16 protein-coding genes and 5 pseudogenes are annotated in these 18,143 nt (G+C 67.3%); 10 read left to right on the top strand and 11 right to left on the bottom strand.

Features of this window, described 5'->3' with window-relative positions:
- Nucleotides 1–31: 31 nt before the first annotated feature.
- Nucleotides 32–805: a DUF6193 family natural product biosynthesis protein gene (locus RNB18_RS35550; RefSeq protein ID WP_311718193.1), complete on the bottom strand. Its 774-nt coding sequence runs from the start codon at nt 803–805 to the stop codon at nt 32–34.
- Nucleotides 806–912: 107 nt separating this feature from the next.
- Here RNB18_RS35550 and RNB18_RS35545 point away from each other — a divergent pair.
- Nucleotides 913–1,721: pseudogene (locus tag RNB18_RS35545) on the top strand (IS630 family transposase); the annotation flags it as partial.
- A 110-nt stretch (nt 1,722–1,831) separates the two neighbouring features.
- Here the strand turns inward: RNB18_RS35545 and RNB18_RS35540 are convergent.
- The 3 genes and pseudogenes from RNB18_RS35540 to RNB18_RS35530 all read right to left on the bottom strand — a co-directional run.
- Nucleotides 1,832–5,236, bottom strand: coding sequence for a P-loop NTPase fold protein (locus RNB18_RS35540; protein ID WP_311718192.1), 3,405 nt, complete (start codon nt 5,234–5,236; stop codon nt 1,832–1,834).
- Between the two features lie 306 nt (nt 5,237–5,542).
- On the bottom strand, nt 5,543–5,893 hold the full coding sequence (locus RNB18_RS35535) for a winged helix-turn-helix transcriptional regulator (protein WP_311718191.1): 351 nt from the start codon (nt 5,891–5,893) through the stop codon (nt 5,543–5,545).
- A gap of 160 nt (nt 5,894–6,053) precedes the next feature.
- A pseudogene (locus RNB18_RS35530) lies at nt 6,054–6,273 on the bottom strand (ABC transporter ATP-binding protein); the annotation flags it as partial.
- Nucleotides 6,274–6,413: 140 nt separating this feature from the next.
- On the opposite strand from RNB18_RS35530, the gene RNB18_RS35525 reads away from it, so the two are divergent.
- Nucleotides 6,414–6,686: a hypothetical protein gene (locus RNB18_RS35525; RefSeq protein WP_311718190.1), complete on the top strand. Its 273-nt coding sequence runs from the start codon at nt 6,414–6,416 to the stop codon at nt 6,684–6,686.
- Between the two features lie 314 nt (nt 6,687–7,000).
- On the opposite strand, the gene RNB18_RS35520 is transcribed toward RNB18_RS35525, so the two are convergent.
- Both RNB18_RS35520 and RNB18_RS35515 read right to left on the bottom strand, forming a co-directional pair.
- Nucleotides 7,001–7,420, bottom strand: a complete 420-nt coding sequence (locus RNB18_RS35520; RefSeq protein WP_311718189.1) for a hypothetical protein — start codon at nt 7,418–7,420, stop codon at nt 7,001–7,003.
- A 36-nt stretch (nt 7,421–7,456) separates the two neighbouring features.
- Nucleotides 7,457–7,618 (bottom strand): annotated as a pseudogene (locus tag RNB18_RS35515) (transposase); the annotation flags it as partial.
- A gap of 7 nt (nt 7,619–7,625) precedes the next feature.
- On the opposite strand from RNB18_RS35515, the pseudogene RNB18_RS35510 reads away from it, so the two are divergent.
- Together RNB18_RS35510 and RNB18_RS35505 are read left to right on the top strand one after the other, a co-directional pair.
- A pseudogene (locus tag RNB18_RS35510) lies at nt 7,626–7,733 on the top strand (TetR family transcriptional regulator); the annotation flags it as partial.
- A gap of 397 nt (nt 7,734–8,130) precedes the next feature.
- On the top strand, nt 8,131–9,048 hold the full coding sequence (locus RNB18_RS35505) for a DUF6891 domain-containing protein (protein ID WP_311718188.1): 918 nt from the start codon (nt 8,131–8,133) through the stop codon (nt 9,046–9,048).
- Nucleotides 9,049–9,899: 851 nt separating this feature from the next.
- On the opposite strand, the gene RNB18_RS35500 is transcribed toward RNB18_RS35505, so the two are convergent.
- Nucleotides 9,900–10,568 (bottom strand): TetR/AcrR family transcriptional regulator, encoded by a 669-nt coding sequence (locus RNB18_RS35500; protein ID WP_311718187.1) that lies wholly within the window; start codon nt 10,566–10,568, stop codon nt 9,900–9,902.
- A 148-nt stretch (nt 10,569–10,716) separates the two neighbouring features.
- Here RNB18_RS35500 and RNB18_RS35495 point away from each other — a divergent pair, with 148 nt between their 5' ends.
- From RNB18_RS35495 to RNB18_RS35480, 4 genes are all read left to right on the top strand, one after another.
- Nucleotides 10,717–10,863 (top strand): hypothetical protein, encoded by a 147-nt coding sequence (locus RNB18_RS35495; protein WP_311718186.1) that lies wholly within the window; start codon nt 10,717–10,719, stop codon nt 10,861–10,863.
- A 24-nt stretch (nt 10,864–10,887) separates the two neighbouring features.
- Entirely contained in the window at nt 10,888–11,928 is a 1,041-nt protein-coding gene (locus tag RNB18_RS35490; protein WP_394817729.1) for an FAD-dependent monooxygenase, read from the top strand.
- 129 nt (nt 11,929–12,057) lie between these two features.
- The gene (locus tag RNB18_RS35485) at nt 12,058–12,435 is read left to right on the top strand and encodes a nuclear transport factor 2 family protein (protein WP_311718184.1); all 378 of its coding nucleotides are present in this window, start codon (nt 12,058–12,060) and stop codon (nt 12,433–12,435) included.
- 292 nt (nt 12,436–12,727) lie between these two features.
- The gene (locus RNB18_RS35480; RefSeq protein WP_311718183.1) at nt 12,728–13,399 is read left to right on the top strand and encodes a DUF6281 family protein; all 672 of its coding nucleotides are present in this window, start codon (nt 12,728–12,730) and stop codon (nt 13,397–13,399) included.
- A 469-nt stretch (nt 13,400–13,868) separates the two neighbouring features.
- Here the strand turns inward: RNB18_RS35480 and RNB18_RS35475 are convergent, their stop codons facing one another.
- Nucleotides 13,869–14,471: a TIGR04222 domain-containing membrane protein gene (locus RNB18_RS35475; RefSeq protein ID WP_311718182.1), complete on the bottom strand. Its 603-nt coding sequence runs from the start codon at nt 14,469–14,471 to the stop codon at nt 13,869–13,871.
- Between the two features lie 450 nt (nt 14,472–14,921).
- Between RNB18_RS35475 and RNB18_RS35470 the strand changes: the two genes are divergently transcribed.
- Nucleotides 14,922–15,566, top strand: coding sequence for a LysE family translocator (locus tag RNB18_RS35470; RefSeq protein WP_311718181.1), 645 nt, complete (start codon nt 14,922–14,924; stop codon nt 15,564–15,566).
- A 62-nt stretch (nt 15,567–15,628) separates the two neighbouring features.
- Here RNB18_RS35470 and RNB18_RS35465 read toward each other — a convergent pair whose 3' ends face one another.
- Entirely contained in the window at nt 15,629–16,555 is a 927-nt protein-coding gene (locus RNB18_RS35465; protein ID WP_311718180.1) for a LysR family transcriptional regulator, read from the bottom strand.
- A 72-nt stretch (nt 16,556–16,627) separates the two neighbouring features.
- Here RNB18_RS35465 and RNB18_RS35460 point away from each other — a divergent pair, with 72 nt between their 5' ends.
- Nucleotides 16,628–17,017, top strand: coding sequence for a RidA family protein (locus RNB18_RS35460; protein ID WP_311718179.1), 390 nt, complete (start codon nt 16,628–16,630; stop codon nt 17,015–17,017).
- A 163-nt stretch (nt 17,018–17,180) separates the two neighbouring features.
- Here RNB18_RS35460 and RNB18_RS35455 read toward each other — a convergent pair.
- Nucleotides 17,181–17,375 (bottom strand): annotated as a pseudogene (locus RNB18_RS35455) (transposase); the annotation flags it as partial.
- 141 nt (nt 17,376–17,516) lie between these two features.
- The gene (locus RNB18_RS35450) at nt 17,517–18,092 is read right to left on the bottom strand and encodes a hypothetical protein (RefSeq protein WP_311718178.1); all 576 of its coding nucleotides are present in this window, start codon (nt 18,090–18,092) and stop codon (nt 17,517–17,519) included.
- Nucleotides 18,093–18,143: the final 51 nt, after the last annotated feature.

Here is an 18,143-nt window from a genome sequence, read left to right as displayed (position 1 = left end):
GAATCTTCGGTCTGGACAGTGGCCCATTTCACTATTCGAGAAGCAGATCCGCAGAGCCTTCTACTGCTGGGCCGCAGCCGTCGGGAAGACCCTCGACCACGAACGCGACGGCCTCCTCGGGGGTTTGAGCGTAGCGATCCGGAATGTCTCGACCTTTGTGGGCGCGTCGTGCCCTCCAGCCGCCTCCCAGCTGGGGAAAGAGGCTGGGGACGTCGTAGGACCATGGGGAGTGAGTGCAGCGGCTGAACTGCAGACTCCCGTGGCTGATCAGGGGAAAGAGGCTCCGCAGTCGCGGGTTCGCGTACGCCGCTTCGACGATGTCGTGGTCGATCAGTCGATCCGGGGTGTTTCGTACGAGCTGCCATTTGAAGGCAACAGCCTCGCCTCGCTCGTGAGCCAAGGTGAGCTCGTCGATCTCGAGGAACGGCCATCTGTCGCCCAGTTCGCGGACTGAGGCTCCTGCCTGCCATGCGTGCGCGATGTTGACGACGGTCTGCAGCTCGGCGGTTCGGCCGTAGGCCGCTTCTCCGACCCCGGTCCACCATATCCGGATGCCGAAGACTCGCTCCTGCTGGCCGAGTGTCACGACAACCGAGCCGCGGGACGCGTCCACGCTCGCGACGACGAGTCGCCAGCTGTCTGTCGGAGACTCGGGGCTGCTGACGGTGCCGAGATCGACATGCATGTCGGCGGCGGCATGGCGAAGGGCTGCCACCCAGTTGCCGTTGGCTGCGGCCACTTCCGGATAGAGCAGTGGATCGGGCTGGATGGCAGGTGGGGGGCCTGTCGGGTGAGGGGCGTCCATGCCGGTGATTGTTGCGGATCGTGCGCAGTGCTACCAGTAGCGTCTGCGGCCTCGCCGGGCGTTCGAGGTGTCAGCATCGTCCGTCTGCCCGACGAGTCGTGGTCAGTGTGCGCCCGCCCATCGTGTTCGCCAATGCCGCCGACGCCGAGCGTGAAAGGCTACGCAGCCTGCTGCGGGGCCCTGGCCCCTGCACAGCGCGGGCGGTGATGGTGCTGCTGTCCCTGCAGGGCCTGTCACCAGCGAAGATCTCCGAGCTGCTGGAGTACGACGCGGCCACGGTGCGTCGCTGGATCGGCAGCTTCAACACCGGCGACGTGGCGGGCCTGACAGATCGGCCCCGCAGCGGACGGCCGCGATTGGGCGGGGGCTGGCTGACCGCGCGGATCACCGCGCTCCTTGAGCGGCCCGGGCCGTGGACCGTCCACAGGCTGCACCGCTATCTCGGGCGGCCACTGATGTCTCGCCGCACGCTGTATCGACGCCTGCGGCAGGTGGCCGTGTGGCGGCGGCCGAAGCTGATCGCCCGCGGTGATCCGCACCGGGACGCCGTCCTGGCCGCCATCCGCCGCCGCATCGCACCGCTGCCCGACGGCGCGAAGGTCTTCGCCGTCGACGAAACGCACGTCCACCTGCTGCCGCACGGGCTTGCTGGACCCTGCCCGACCCGCGCCGCGAGATCCTCACTCCGGGCAAGAACCGGCAGATCACCGTGCTGGGAGCACTGGAGGTCACCACCGGCATCCCGTTCTACCGGCTCGGGCGCCGGCGCGCGGCCGACTTCCTCACCCTGCTCCAGCATCTGATCACCGCCTTCCCCGATGCGTCGGCGATCGCGGTGATCTGCGACAACGACCAGATCCACCACGCCCGCACCATCCGCGACTTCATCGCCTCCCACCCGGGCATGCACCTGTTCACAGATCGGGGCCGATTGGAGACGTCTCGGTGGTCCCAATGGCGTCGCCGTAGCCACACGGGTAGGGCTGTGCATCCATATGAGGACCATGGTGAGGGGTCGACGGCCGGTCAGGAGATCTTGCGGGCAAGCTCGGCCACTGCTTTGCCGTCGTACGCGGCGAGGAGTGCCCGCAGCGACTCGCAGGCCTGGGTGTGCTTCGCGTCATCCAGGCCGACGCGGGTGCGCGCCCTGGCCCAGGCGATGTCGTTCTCGGCGCTCTGAGCGAGCCGTTCCAGCCCGTTCATTCCCTCGATGGACCTGCGAAGGCTGGGCTGCAGGGCGGGCCATCTCGCCGTGATCTCGGCAAGGATGACAAGATGAAGTGCTTCCGCCACGCTGAGCTGGTTGACGCCCTTGCCCTTGCGTGCGAGTACGCGAAGGTGGAACTGCCAGATGGTGAGCAGTCGTTTCGCCTCGCGGATCGACACGTCGTTCTGGGCGCACAGTCGCTGCTCGATGCGTTCGCGGATCGTCGGGTGTGCCTCCAGTGCCCGCGTGTGCGAATCCCGCTCTGCCTGGTACGTCAATTGGCGCTCTTCTGCGGTGGGGAGAGCTGCGGCGGACGGGGTGGCACCGAGCGTGCCCGTACGAACGAGCGGCGCCGCGGTGCCGGCGGGTGCGGCCCGGGTGGGTGTCGAGTCCGGGGTGGCGTTTTCGGTGACCGCCCCTAGCAGTCCGGCCAGAGCGGTGGCCACGCTGGTGTGGGCGACTGACGGCAGCGTGACGGGGAGCTGAATCAGCTTGCGGAGGAACGTCCAGCCCCAGGAGGGGTCTTGATGGGTCTGCAGTGCCTTGGCGGTGGCGAGGTCGGCATAGGCGCGGTCGAGGTGCGCTGCGACGACGATGGGATCGAGGCCGAGTACGAACCGGCACAGTACAGACGCGGCTTGGTGCCCGGCGGGGGTCGGTTGCTGAAGGGCGCCCGATAGGAACAGGTTGATGGCCTCGAAGACGTCAGCTGTGGCGCTGGGGGAGCAGCGGTCGAGGTCGTCGATGAAGACGACGAGTTCATGGCCGGTGTCCTGGAGGCTGGCGAGTAGTTCGCGCATATCGTGCTGGACGAGGTAGAGGTAGCCGGACCTCGCGTTGTAGTACGGGTCGCGTAGGGATCCGTCCGTGCCGGCCTCTGCTCCTGGTGCCAAGGGCCCGCTCAGCACGGGGCCGTCCAGAATCTCCCCGCTAAGGAAGGAGCGTGCGCGGCCGATCAGGAGGCGGCCGAGGGTGTGGAGCACTCCCAGGGTCACGAAGAGGAGCGGCAGCCCGAGGGCGAGTTGCACGGCGGTGATGTGGTGGTCGGCGATCGTGTAGGTCTGGCCTCCCTTGACCAGTTGGGCGACTGCCGGTGCCAGAAGTGCGAACACGGCGACGCGGAGCAGGGGTGACAGCATGCGTCGGAGCATGGTGCGGCGTAGGTGTCGGCAGTCGAGACGGGCTCGGTTGCGCTGCAGCCAGTACCTCTCGCGGGCGCGCTTCCTCTCTCCGAGCGCAGGCCCGGTCGCTTCCACGACGGCTCTGGTCAGGCCGGCCCAGATCTGGTCGCGTGTCTGGTGGGCCCAGGGTGTGAAGTGCGCGGTCACCACGCTCGAAGGTGCGGGCTGTACCGGCCCTCCAGCCTCCTTCCCGCGGTGGCTCGTGGCGGGCGTGAGGTGTGGTGCACCGCTGTAGGGTTGCCGCAGCAGACGGTACGCCGCCAGCGCCGACAAGTGCTGGCCGTGGCCTCGTCGTTGCCACCATCTGCGGGCGGTACCTTCTGTTGGTGGGGCGGGGTTCCGCCGGGCGATCTCGCTCTCGATGAGCCGCATCATGGTCGTCTTGCCCGAGCCCCACGGCCCTTCGAGTGCCACTACGGAAGGACCGGTCGCGTCCAGGTTTTGCCGGGGCCTGCCCGAGTCCGGTCTCCAGTCCTTCGGTACGAGCAGGTCGGCTACGGCGTCGACGAGGGGCTGGCGGTCGAGGAGGTCGGTTTCGGCTGGGCGATCACCGAAGCCATGAGTGTGTACGGAACCGTCCCCTGCGGGGTGCCCTGAACTGGACTTCGGCTGCGTGGTGCCTTCGGATGATGCCTCACTGGTTGCCCTGACCTGTCGGGTTGCCCTCAGCACCTCCACCAGGGAGGCGGTGCCCGGATGCGCGGCGAGCAGCGCGTACATGGCCTGTGCCTGCACGGCGATCATGGCCGCGTATTCGTCACCGGCCAGATCTGGTGTCTCGATGGTGTTGGCGATGGCGTCCCAGTCCTTGTCTTGCAGACCGGGGATGAGGGGAAGGACATGCGCGAAGGCATGAGTGGCGGATTCGAAGGCCCGCCTTCTGTCCGTGGGGTCTCCCAGCGGGGGAAGTTCGACATGCAGGGCCCTTTGGTACAGATCGCTGGCCAATCCCCGTCCTCGCTCGACAAGCGCCCGCCACCACTGCGTGGACCGGGCCACGACGAGGATCCGGATTCGCGCGCTGGATAGAGCAAGCGCGGCTTGCTCGGCGAGCTGATAGACCTGCGCTTCCCGTCCTGCATCTGCTTCATCGACGATGACCAGCAGGTTTCCGCGTATCTGCGAAACGGCGGCCAGGCCGCTCTCAGGAGCATCGGGCCTCAACGTGCCAGTGATCCAACGACGTGCAGCCATCCGCCTCGCCAGCTCCAAGGCCAGGCGCGTCTTGCCGTACCCGCCAGGGGCAGTGAGAGCGCTGACACTGACGGAGTCCTGGCTCTCACACCAGTCGTGCAGGTGCTCAAATGCCGGTACTTGGTCCTCGAAGGGGACAACAGCCCGTTCCGGGGCCAACAAGGACGCTGGTGACGAGAATCGACGCGGGGGCAGCGGAGGCTGCAGGACATCGGCGAGTTCACAGACCTCCAGGCACCATGGCACGCCCGCGCGCTGAGTGAACAGCGACACAAATTCTGCTTCGTCCGCGAGGGATTCAACGCGCGTCGCGTTCAGGCTGCCCCGTTGATGTGCGACGGCGACCCCCACGAGCAGGTCGCCCACGAAGACGGGGGCCCCGGACATGCCACTGAAGGGAGAGGGGCCGTCAGCTCGGTTGGGGACGGCAGTCACATCCAGCTTCCAACGGGCCGTGACCGCACCCGACACCGGGCTGATGGGGCCGGTCCACTGATGAATGTCGAGCCGTCCTTCGTTCGTCCGCGCGAGCTCGGGAAAGCCCGTGACGTGGGCGGCCACGGGGAGGATTCCCGCCAGCGTCCCCCAGCGCACGGGCTCCGCGAGATGACGGCGTGAAGGGTCGCTTTCGTCTCGCAGGCCGAGGAGCGCCAGGTCCATCTCCTCGTGCATCCACAGCACTTCTGCCGAGCTGAACGCATCTTGTCCCATGAAGCGGACCTTGGCGTCTTGCCCGTGACCAGCAAAGAGATGGGCGGCGGTCAGCAGGGTGTCGTCCGCGATCAGATAGCCCGTGCCCTGCATGCGGCCGTCCCCGCGCGTGCCCAGGACCAGGGCGACCCGCTCCACCTCGAACCTCATGCAACCCCCAGCCGTGCACTGGGCCGAGATCGGCCCCGCTCACCAACTACTACCAAGACCATGTTGCGTGACCTGTTCGTATCACCTCGACACCGGCAGCGGACCGGAACTTCGCAAACACCGGCGCCAGGTGGCGCAACAACACCTGGTCCACTACGAGCCTGCCACCTCACATCCGGCACTGCTGAGAGGCCCTGGAGTCACCTAGCGCGTTTTCGTGATCGTCGATGGGAATCGATGTGTCGCCCTGACCACTCTTTTGCGCTCAGCGCCCGGGCAGTCGGCGGATCCTGGCTACCGATCTTCGATGGGGAACGCGCTGGTGCGGGGAAGGTCTTGTTCGGCCCAGGCGCCCATGGTGGCCAGCACGACCTCGAGTCGTGCGCCTGCCGGGGTGAGTTCGTACTCCACGCGGGGCGGGATCTCCGGATAGGCCGTGCGGGTGACCAGCCCTAGGAGTACGAATCGTCGCAGCCGTGAGGACAGGGTCTTGGGGCTGATCCCCGGCAGCCCGGCGCGCAGCTCGGTGAAGCGTTTCGGTCCGGTCAGCAACTCCCGCACGATCAGCGTCGCCCAGGGCCCGTCCAGCACGGTCAGGAACCGGGCGATCGGACATTCCGGCAAAGGGTGATCCAGCTCACTCATGCTCTCCCCATTAGTTCATTTGAGGGAACTGATTGGGACTCGCGGGTCGATCCGTGTGTATCAGCTGGGCGTAAGCGTGGGTTCGGCGGGAATTGCGGGGTGGGTCGCGAGGCGGCGGGCTTCGGCTGTGACCTCGGTGTCGACCTAAGACGGGCTGTTGGGCGAGAGCGACCAGGTCGCGGTGCTCGCTCCACAGGTCCTCGTCCGCCTCCGGCAGGAGAAGGACGCGGTCGGGGCGCAGGGCGTAGATGGCGCCCTCGTCGTGGGTGACCATCACGATCGCGCCGGGGTGGGCACCGGACAGCGGACAGGACCTCGGTATGGGAGAGGGGATCGAGGTTGTTGGTCGGCTCGTCCAGCAGCAGCAAGTTCGCACCGGACTGGTCTTGGTCCCCGCGGTGTTGGCCGTACGCCGCTCGCAGGATGCTGTCCGCGCCTGCTCGGTGTGCTGGGAGCGGCAATATTCGTGGAGTGGGGCCCGCATGTCTTTGGGGTTGGAACGGGGACCTACACTCGGCCCGTGATCGCCGCCGGCCAGACCATTTATCAGCTCAGCGAGAAGTTCGGTGAGTCCGACGCTGTTGTCTGGATCGTACTGCTCGTGATCTGGACTGTGACGGCCAAGTGGAGGCAGTCAGCTGTAGCGCAGGGCGAGGACCCAGGTCGTCTGCAGCAGCTCGGCCGCAAGCGATCGCGCTGGATGGCGGTATGTCTTGTCGCAGTTGCGGTCTTGTGGCCCGTTCTTGACTTCTGCTTCCTCCTGAACTTTGGCTGCGACTTCGCCTCGTGTTAGTGCCGCAGCAGGCAGCATTTGCCCGTCGAGAAGCGGCGTCGGGTAGGGCGTGTTGGACGCGGCGGTCGTAGACGGCCGCGAAGCGGCCCGCCTCCACTACCGCCGTCCCAGGGGAACCCATCGCTCCTGGCAGGGCTGCGACCTCGACCTCACCGGCGTCACCGTCGACGGCGACATGGACTTCTTTGGCGCGGAGTTCTCCGGCGGCATAGTGACCTTTACCGGTGCAGAGTTCTCCGATGGCGCGGTTTACCTCGCCAACGTGAAGTTCTCCGGCGGCGTAGAAGATGTCTCAGTTGGCGATGGAGCCCTGCCTACAACTCGTACCAATCACTCAGTTCACCAGGCGTCCCTGTCTGGATGAAGTCGTGAACGATGTCCCAGGCATGATCCATGGACAGTGCGACGTCTGCGGTGAACGCGTATTGCTCGTCCATGATCAACACTTCGACCTCTGCGCTCGGTGCCGCGGAATCATCGCCTACACGAAGAGACACTCCGCCAGAGTTGTCGAAGAGGTGGAGGACAGCGTGATCTCCTTTGAAGCCAAGAGCCAAGTAGGGGAGATCGCCGTCTGGCCGCCGGATCTCAAGGTAGCCCTGGCCGAGGCCGGTTCCGAGGGCCTTGATGTGAGCCTCAAGGTCCTGGACATTCGAGTGCCGTTCGAGCCCTGAGAACCAGCCGGTCTCCAGTGCCGTCGCCGCCCACACCACATTCATTCCTGCTCCTCCCATCCTCGTCACGCTACCTGGCCCTCTTCCCTGCCGCTTTCACGGATATCCGCCCTGTGCACACCGGCGGTAGCAGATGAGGGCACTGGCCAATGCAACGAAGGCGAGGAAGTGTTCAGCCTTCCGTTCATAGCGACGATGCAGTCGGCGGCAGCCGTTCAGCCATGACATCGTGCGCTCAACCACCCAGCGGTGCCGCCCGAAACGAGCCGGAGGACTGGTCGTGCTCTCCGGCTCACTGCCCGACCAACTCCGTGCGGCGCTGGCCCCGCTCGCGCCCGCGTTCGACGCCGCCGAGCGACGCACCCAACCGTGAAGTCGACCCCACTGGGGTATCCGCCGGGCAAACAGAAGCTCCGGAACCGGGGCCGGGTTGATGGCGTTGTCCCGGCCCCGGGCGTGAAGCCGAAGCCAACCGCTCTCGACGGCCAGCCGGTTGTTGTCTTCCCAGCAACCAGCGGGTGCCGGTGCTTACGGGCAGTGAACCACCCCTCCATGGTCTGCCTCCCACTGGTTCGGACCCGGCGGAATCGTTCGTTGAGCACCTGATGCAGACCGTCGACGCCTAGGCATGCCGCCGGAAGCGGCCACGGTGGCTGTTCCGAACCGAGAGGTCTGGGGTGGATCCCGTCCGGAAGCGCGACGGCCCCAACACCCCTGCCCTGGGGACTGTCGTCAAACCCTGGCCAACGACGATGTGTCAGAGTCTGCGCATGCTCGAGATCGTGGTGAAGACGGAGAACCGGGAGCGGTACGTCCGTGCGTCCGCTGAGGAGTTGGCGGGGTTGGTCCGGCGAATCGGTGGTGACGGTGACCGGTTCCTGGTGGTCCAGCGGATACCTGACCTGCCTGATGTCTTCGCCCAGGTCTGGCACAAGGCCGGTGGTGACTACACGCTGGAGTACCGCGACGGTGCCGCTGACCGGCACTTCCAGGCGATCGCCGACGGGCCCGAGGCCGTGATGGTGGCGATTGCCGGCTGGGCCCGCCAGGAGGCCGGTTGGGACGGTGGTCTGGCTTGGTCGCTGCAGGACTTGGGCCCCGCCCGCGAGGTGCCGCCGCTCGACCTGGACGAAGACGAGCGGGAGGAGTTGGAGACTCGCGTCCGCGAAGTGCTGGTCGGCGGCTACGCCTCCCGCGCCGAACTGGCCGAGCTTGCTGAGGAGTACCTGGTCACCAAGGCCCGCCGGCCCGTTTCGCGCGAGCAGGCGGAGGCGCTGGCCGACCGGTTGTGGCTGGAGCGGGTCGCGGAGCAAGCCGCGTGGCAGGGCGAGACCGACCCTGAGCGGCTCACTCGCGCGTTCACCGCCCTGCAGGAGGCCGGTATCACCTCCCGCGAGAATTTCACCTGTTGCCGTAGCTGCGGCCAGTCCGAGATCCGCGGTGAAGGCGGGCCCAACGCCCGCGGCTTTGTCTACTTCCACACGCAGTGCACGGATTCCGCCGCAGCCGGCCACGGACTGATGCTCCTCTACGGCGGCTTCGACGGCTCGTCCGAGACCACTGCAGCCATCGGCCACGAGGTCGTGGCTGCCCTGGAAGCAGTCGGCCTCCACGCCGAGTGGGACCGTGACCCCGGCCGGGCCATCACCGTCACCCCCCTGGACTGGCGCCGCCGCCTGGTCGGTTAGGGATCGGCGTCAAAGATCACACCCGTATGAGGAGTGAGGCGAGGGTGACGGCTGCCTGATAGCACTCGGCCGTTCTGTCGTATCGCGTTGCGATGCCGTGCCACTGCTTCAGCCTGCTGAAGCATCGTTCTTCGTGCCGGGCGACGGCCTGCTGAGCATCCATCACCTCTCTGCCCTGCCCATCGCCGGGCGCGCCGTTCTCCTCGATGTGGACCGGCATCTGCGTGCGCGGGGACGCCCCATCGAACCGCACTCCAGCGGGCGGTGTCAGCCCAGGAACTGGAGGAAACCGGCGTCGCACAAGGCACTGACCTGCGGCCCGGCGACATCGTGCTCATCCGCTTCGGCTGGCTGGGCTGGGCGAGGCCGCCGCAGAGGTGAGGGAGAGCCTGCGTACCCACCAGACCCACCCCCGGACTGGAGCGGTCCCATGAGACCCTCGCCTGGCTGTGGGACCGCCGCGCCAGCCTGGTGGCCGCGGGCAACTTCGCCCCGGAGCGCTGGCCCGCAGCCCTGGACAGCCCATTTCTCACCCGCGCGGAGCGAGAAGAGGGCGTAGGGGATCCGCACTCGGGAATCATCGTCGGCGGGGTGGGTTCCCCGGCGAACGCGACAGCGCTGCGCTGAGGAGCGTGTCATCACGGTTTCGTCGCCCTCTGCCTCCGCTCGTTCGGTTGCGGTCCTGCTTTGGCGCCGGCCGTCGACGCCGCTTCTTGCCCCGAGTCGTGTACGGCGATGACGGCGTCGGAGGGGGACCGCGGGGTGTCGAGCGGTGACGCGTCCTGGCCGCTGCGACGACATGGCCGGACTCTCGGGGATGCCCTGGTCGATGCGCATGCGCCCGGAAGGCATCACGTCATGGTCTGGTCGAATTCGTCCTTGTTGAGCGCGCGGTGGTGCAGGGGGCTCGGGCGGTCGCGGTCGTGGCGCAGGCCGTCGAGGAGGAGGACCTGGTAGCGCCTCCACAGCTCGGGGGCGACGGTTCGGCTGTGCTCGGTGACGGCTCCCAGCATGAGCTGGATGAGGGGGAAGTCGGTGGGTTCGATGTCGCCGCGGAGCCGGCCGGCCTGCTGGGCGCGCTCCATGACGGCGGTGACCGTGGGGGCGAGGCGTACCCGGGCGAAAGCCGCGTGGTTCTTTCCGCGTGAGCCCTCCAGGAGGACCTCCCTCAGTCCGCGGTTCTCGGCGAAGTCCTGCGCGGTGGTCAGGAAGAACTGGACGAATCCGTCCCAGGGGTCTTCATGGGTGAGAGCCGCCTCGGCCCGTGCGTTGATGCGCTGCACTGCGTCTTCGAAGACGGCTTCGATGAGTTGCTCGCGGTTGGCGAAGCGGCGGTAGGCGGTGCCCACGCCGACGCCCGCGTGACGGGCGATGTCGTCGAGCGTGACCTCGAGCCCGCGCTCGGCGAAGACCTCCTGTGCGGCGGCGATGAGGCGCCGCCGGTTGCGTTCCGCGTCGGCCCGCAGGGGGCGGGCCGGGGTCGGCTCAGGGGATGGGGTGGGGGCGGTGGTGCGGCTCATGGATCCACTGTACCCACCATCTGGAGATCTGCCCTCCGCTTTGATGCTACGGTGGATCTGTAACCGGAGATGCGATCTCCAGTTCTCGTCGTCGTGCCCGGAGAGATCTCTGAGCGCCACTCCCCGGACGAAGGAGACAAGGACCGATATGAGCAAGCCGCGCGCTCTGATCGTGGGCACGGGTATCGCAGGGCTGGCCACGGCCCTGCGTCTGTACGAGATCGGCTGGGAGCCCCTGCTCGTCGAACGGGCGTCCAGCCGTCGTTCCGCCGGATACTTCATCGCGTTCTTCTGAACCGGCCGCGCCAGCGCGGAGCGCCTGGGCGTCCTCGACGCCATCGGCGACCGCAGCGACCCCACCAGCAAGAACTATTCCATCAACCGGGCTGGCCGCCGCCGGCCCGGCATGGGATACAGCGACCTGCCCGGGGGTGCCCGCCTCATACTCCGCGGCGACATCGAGGCCGCCCTCTACGATGCGGCCGCCCCCCTGACCGAGATCCGCTACGGCACCACCCCCACAGCCATCGACGAGCACGCCGACGGGGTGGACGTCACCCTGCGCACCACCACCGGCGAGAACACCACCGAGACCACAGAACGCTTCGACCTCGTGGTGGGCGCCGACGGCCTGCGCTCCACCGTCCGCTGCCTGGCCTTCGGGCCGGACACGCAGTACTTGCGTCCCCTTCACAGCATCATCGGCGCCGCCATCCTGAAGAAGCCCGTGCCCGGCTTCCGGCCCGAGGACGGCATCATCCTGGCGGAACTGCGACGCTCCGTCTGGGTCTTCCCCTTCGCCCGCCACCAGCCGGGCGTGCTGTTCAGCTACCGCACCGACGACGAGGACGCCCAGTTCCGCCGCCCGCCCATCGAGTCGCTGCGCCTGGCCTTCGGCCCCGAACCCACCGGCCCCGTGCTGGAAAACCTCCTCACCCAGTTCGAGCAGGCCGACGACTACCTCTTCGACTCCGTCCACCAGGTCGAGATGCCCACCTGGCACACCGACCGTGTCGTCCTCGTCGGCGACTCCGCCTGGTGCCCGACCCTCTACTCCGGCATGGGCGCCTCCAGCGGCCTGGCCGGCGCCGACCTCCTGGGCACCAGCCTGCAACGCAACCCCGACAGCCCTTCCCGGGCGCTGCGCGAATGGGAAGAGCGGCTGCGGCCCTTCATGGCCATCCAGCAGAAGACCGGCCGTACGCAAGGCCGCGCGATGTTCGTCCCCCAGACCCGTCGGGACATCGCTCTGCGCAGCGTCGTCCAGAAGCTGTCGAGCAACCCGGTCAGCAAACGCGCGATGCAGTCCCTGCTCGTCGGCAAGTTCAAGGAGAAGTCCATCGACATCGCCGCACCCTGACCGCCACCGGCGCGAGCCCGCGGCCCGCGGCAGGCGACTGCCCGGCGCCACAGAACCAGTCAAGGAACCACACAAGGATGACCAGCCGAGGCATACCCGGCGCACCCAAGAAACGACGGAGACAATGTGATGACCCACACGACAGAGACAGTGGTAGACCGCTACATCGCGCTCATCGACCGCGCGGTGGATGAGCCCGCGGTACTCGAGGAGCTCGGATCGTTCTTCGCTGCGGACGCCATCGTGCAGCTCGAAGACTTCGAACCGGTGACCGGCCTGCCCGCGATCACGGAGTTCTACCGGCGCTTCTACTCGAACGCGGGCGAGGGCAAGCACTTCTGGAACACCACGGTGCTCGACGACGGAAGGCTCGAAGTCCGCTTCCTCGTAGCGGGGCGTACACCCGATGGTCAGCTGACGGCCAGGAGCGGGATCGAGCACGCTACCGTCAATACCGACGGGCTGATCACCTACCTGACCGCCAAAGCGGTGGCTCTGGACGTCTGAGCTCTTGGACGGCCGGGCGGCGCCCCACGTCATGGCACTCGGAGTGGTGTAGGCACGGACCTGCGGTCTCTGGTCCACCCAACAGGCCGAAACGGCCCGCCAGTTGCATACACTGGCGGGCCGCCGTGAACTGCCGGGGCGCTACTGCGGGACAGCGGGTTCGTGACTACATCCTCGACGGCACCCCTGACCCCCGCAGCTATCGGCGACAGCGCGAGCGCCACTGCGCTGCAGGCGACTCTGACGCCGAGAGCCACCTGCTCGAGCTGCAAGCCCACGTGGTGGAGGGGCAGTGCCTCGAGCCGGTGATGCCGGCCAAGCGGAGCCGACCGCCGGCTGCTCGAACAAATACGACATCCGCAGCGTCGGTACTCATGAGGCCGGACACATCTTTGGACTGAAAGACATCTACGGGGCGCACAGCAACCTCACCATGTTCGAGAAATCGATCGAGTGCTCGACGAGGGCCAGGACGCTCGGCAAGGGTGATGTGCTCGGCCTCCGCAGCATCTACTGGACTGGAGCAGACGCTCCTAGAGGAGGCGTACCGATGAAAGCCGCACTCCCGATCGGCAGGACCGGATCCGTGTGGACGCTGCTGTCGGCAGTTCTGGTCACCATGTCCGTCGCCTGCACCTCGTCGAGCGACAGTGACGGCGGTGAGTCCGCCTCGTCCTGCGCGTACCGGGCCGAGTACCAGAACCGCACGTACTCGGGTGCAGAGGCCAGGGGCTTCACCCTCGGTAACAAGCTCGGTGCCGCCACCCTCCCGCCGTGCGACGACACGCCGAACGATGACAGCGACGGTCAAACGAAGCTGACATCGACGACCGCCCATGCGATTGAGGGAGTGGATCCCAGCATCGCCATCGCGTTGGAACAGGCGCCTGATGACGTCATCTTCGTCAACGTCGACTCCAACACGAAGCTGCCTGAGATCAAGAAAATGATCCAAGGCTCGTGATGCTTGAGTGCGGGAGCCGCCGGCGCGCAGGTCGCGTCGGCGCCCCGCACCGGCCCCGTTCCTGGGAGTGGACGGCCGGGAGCGCGTGACCTCGGACAGGGCGGTGCGGATCGGGTCGCCTTGGCGCACCGCGGTCGGGGAGCGCTTGGCCACGGTTACTCTCCCCGCATCAAGCCGGCGAGTTCGTCGTCCATGTCGACCTCGCCGGTTTTGGCGGCGGTCTATATCCAGTCCAGCGTGGCCCGGCACGGGTCGGCATCGGGCGCCTGGGCCGTGACGGAGAGGATGATGTCCTCAGCCAGCCGCAGCAGGGGGAGGCGCTGAGAGCCATGCTCCGCAGCGCCCCAACACCCGTCAGACGCCATCCGAATCCAGCTCGCTCCTTCGGGCCGTCGGCGTGGCGGTGATGTCCGGGTGCCACCCAGCTATGCGCCAACAGGCCGGGTGATCTTGAGGTGGCGCGTGGGCCTCAGTCACTGCCACCTCCGCCACCGCAGCTGAACCCGCCGCTCGCGTCGGCGTCCGAATCCGAGGTGGAGTCGGAGTCGCGGTCCAGGGCGTTGCCCAGGCGGATCAGGGCCCGGCCGAGACCCGGGGGAATCGGTTGGGCGCCGACGACGCCGCGTCGGAGGGGTCCGTCCGGGAGGACGGCGGGACCGCGGAAGACGTAGGTGGGCAGGCTCTCGTCCCGTTCGGCCGCCTGCAGTCGCCGCCTGCCCAGCCGGGTCATCCGGCGCCGCGAGCCCGTCAACAGGCCCCATGCAGCCAGTCTGCGGCCGATCTCCTCGACTTCCGGGGAGCGTTGCAGGGCGGCGTGCAGGGCGAGGGCGGCGATGCTCCCGCTGCGCGGGCACGACGCGATCACGGCACGCTCCACCGGATGCTGGGGCTGCTCCTCGCCCACCGTACGCACTCGCGAGACTCGTACCATGAGCAGCCCGCGCTCGGACAGTGCGATCATCGCACTGTCCGCAACCCGCTGGGCTCCGCCTGCCAGGAAAGCGAAGTCGTACGCGTCCAGATCCCGGGGCTCCTCTTGCACGGCCGCGCACCGCCGCAACACGATCCGCATACCAGGCCCCCTTTGGACATCTCGTCTGCCGGCAGTGTCACCCGGCAGGACAGCGAGCAACCCTCTCCCGGCCACTTCAGAGCAGCACTTGAGCTTTCTGGTCGAGGGACGGGACCGCGCTGCACCGGACGAACTTGAGCTTGCGGGCGGAAAGTCACACCACCTCGCCGCCCGACCCCGGACGCCGGTCGGGCAATGGGGTGTGCCCCGGGCCCGGGCTGGGCGGCCTTCGGGAAGAGGATGCGGTGTCGCTTGCGTCGGTCCTGAATGCGGTGACTTGATGTTGTCGACGGGCGAGGAAACCGGCCGGGAGCGCATGAAAGTACCGAGCGGCAAGGCCTTATGCTGCAACGGGCGAGGCAGGCGCTGCTCATGCGTCGTATCCGTCCGGTGCAACCGGGTGACCCCATTTCGTATCGGGTACCCGACGAACGACCTGGAGGTAGACCGGTGATCACTCTGACCGCAGTCGGAGGAGTGGCCCTGGTCGAGCTGGGCATGGCGCTGACCCCGGGACCGAACATGATCCACCTCGCCTCCCGCGCGATCACCCAAGGCCGCAGGGCCGGCCTGGTCAGCCTCAGCGGGACCGCCGTGGGATTCGTGTGCTATTTGCTGGCCGCGGCTGCGGGCCTGTCGGCGTTGTTCGCCGCCGTGCCGGTGGCATTCACGGTGGTCAAGCTCGCCGGGGCCGCCTACCTGGCCTACCTCGCCTGGGGGATGCTCAAGCCCGGCGGGCGCTCGCCCTTCGCCCCGGCCCAAGACCTGACTCCGGTCTCCGACGCCCGCCTGTTCTCGATGGGGCTGCTGACCAACCTGCTCAACCCCAAGATCGCTCTTATGTACGCCGCCCTGCTACCGCAGTTCTTGGACCCGCAGGCAGGTCCGGCCTGGGGGCAACTCCTCCAGCTCGGTGGTGTGCAGATCGTCGTGGGCATTTCCGTGAACGCTCTGATCATGCTGGGCGCAGCGCGGGTGTCGGGGTTTCTGGCCGCCCGGCCCCGCGCCATGACCGCCCAGCGGTTCACAGCAGGCGGCCTGCTCGGCGTCTTCGCGCTGCGCACCGCCCTGTCTCGCACTGCTGTCTCCGCGTGAGGCGCCCGCTGCGCGGGGCAGCTGACTAGCTGGTAAGGCGGCGGCGTGACGTGATTTCAGGTTCACTGGTTCGGCCGCCGCCTGGGCCCGTCCGGCGGATCTTGGTCGAAAGCCGCCCGGAGGCGTGGGACCAGGGGGTTTGAGTCACTCTTGCGCCAAGCGACGGCGACTCGTGTCCGCGCGGCGTTGGGCTCGATCCTGCGGAAGGCCACGCCTTTGAGGCGGATACGGCGGATGCTCTCCGGGGCCAGTGACACGCCCAGGCCGGTTTCCACCAGGGCGCAGACGGTCTGCCATTCCACGGCGTGCTGAGTCACCTGAGGTGTGAAGCCTGCCGCGATGCACAAGTTGGTGATCTGGTCGTACAGCGATGGGCCGACGGTGCGAGGCAGGAGCACAAAGGGGCAGTTCGCCAACTGCTCGACTCTGACGGCTCGTTGTGTCGCGAGTGGGTGCGAGGCGCTCAGGACGGCCACGAACGGTTCGTCCAGTACGGTCTCGAATCCGAGTTCCGTGTCATGGGCAGGCGGCTCGCGCAGAAGGCCGATGTCGATCGACCCTTCGCGCAGAGCAGCCAGTTGCGGTGCGGTGGTCATCTCCCGAATGTCCAGGTCCACTGCGGGAAATCGCCCCCGGAAGGTTCGCAGCAGGCCAGGGAGGACAGTGAGGGCGACGGAGGCGGCGAAGCCGATCCGCAGGCGGCCGGCCCTGCCGCTACCGACCTGCCGAGCTGCGGTCAGGCCGTCCGCGAGGTCGGTCAGGGCATGCCGGGCGGCAGGGAGAAGCTCCCGGCCGGCCGGGGTGAGTCCGATGCGCCCCGGTTCGCGCGTGAACAGCGCGTAGCCGACCTTGTCCTCCAGACGGCGGATCTGCTGGCTCAGCGGCGGCTGGGCGATGCCCAAGCGGGTAGCGGCGTGGCCGAAGTGAAGTTCCTCGGCAAGAACGACGAAGGCGTGCAGTTGCGGAAGGGGAAGTTCAGGGCGCTCCATACGCTTAGAGATATCACTCCATGCGTGAGGGCGTATTAGACGTATCAGTGCTGGTCACTTAACGTTCGGCGCATGACGGAGCGACGTTCAATACTCAGCGGCTCGACATTTGAGGAACACATCGGCTATGCCCGCGCTGTGGTCGACGGCGACTGGGTTCATGTGTCCGGGACGACCGGATTCGACTACATCGCCATGACGATCTCCGACGACGTGGTGGAGCAGGCGGAGCAGTGCCTGCGCAACATCGAGGTCGCCCTGACCGAAGCGAAATGCACCTTCGCTGACGTGGTGCGGGTGCGCTACCTGCTGCCCGACCGGGCGGACTTCGAGCCCTGCTGGCCGGTGCTACGACGCACCTTCGGAGAGGTCCGGCCGGCCGCCACCATGCTCATGTGCGGCCTCGCCGACCCCCGCATGAAGATCGAGATCGAGGTGTACGCCCGGCGGATCACCACGTAACCGCCCGTGATGCGATTCGGGTGAACGGGGGCACCGTGTCCGGGATCGGGCGGGGCGACCTGACGCATGCCGAGTGGGACCAAGCTCAAACCACTGCTGCCCGGCGGCGGACTGCGGCAGTGGCGCGGCTCCGGTGAACCTCAGCCGGGTGGCAGTATGAACCCGGAGGAGTCCTTTGGCAGGCGGAACAGGATTTCTTCGCCGCCTGGGTGTCGTGCAAGTCGGCTGGGCTGACCATCACCATCCGGGGCAGGCTGCGGGTGTCGACCATGAGATTGCGCTTGCGGCCGTCGATCTTTTTGCCTGGGTAGTAACCGCGGGTGTCCTTCCCGACGGTCGATGCCGCTTCGACTGACTGCACCTTGCCGATCTCGACGGCCTGTTCGATCCAGTCGAGGGCGGCCTACTTGGCGAAAGGCCGGCATGTGCGGTCTCGCGCGCGGAATGTCGAGGCTCATGATTCTGCTCTGGCGAGGCCGATCGAGCATGCTGAGCAGGATCATTGTGGTCCGGTACTGCGCAGTGCCACCGCGAGGTGGCTGTAGCCGGGTATGGACGCTCCGTTGGCCTTCTCGTAGCGGACTGCCTGTGCGAGCCCGAGCTTCTCCCCAGTGGACAGGGTCCGGTTCCCTGTCCACAACAGCACCTTCAGTTGCTCGTTCTGGATGGTGAGAAGCGGTTCGACAGGCTCCAACGACAGGCCGGTTCGGGCGCACCAATCGGCCACTGCGGTCCAGAAGCCGGTCAGGGTGCCCCAGCAGACTGCACTGCGGGGACCTAGCAGGGCGTACACCTCGTCGGGCGACCAGAACATGTCGAGACCGTGCGACACAAGGTTCTGGATGTTCTCCAGCAGTGAGACGACGAACTCGTAGTTCGACTCGTCCCCGAGCAGTTCCTCCACGATCGCCAGAACCTCAGTGATCGCGCCGGAGTTGCGCTGGGCGACTCGATAGGCAACCTCTCGACCGAGGACCTGGTCGTTGCCGTCATCTGCCGGTCCGGGCCCGACCCCTGCGGCGTCAAGCAGTCGCCGAGAGCGCCCGGCCGGCCGTCGGCGCCATGGAATTCGCATCGTGTCTTCTCTTCTTCCGCCACTCTTCCAGAGACCGTTCCCGCCCTGGCG

Source organism: Streptomyces doebereineriae (genome assembly GCF_031845645.1).
Taxonomy (GTDB): Bacteria; Actinomycetota; Actinomycetes; order Streptomycetales; family Streptomycetaceae; genus Streptomyces; species Streptomyces canus.
This window is presented reverse-complemented; position numbering and strand designations above follow the sequence as displayed.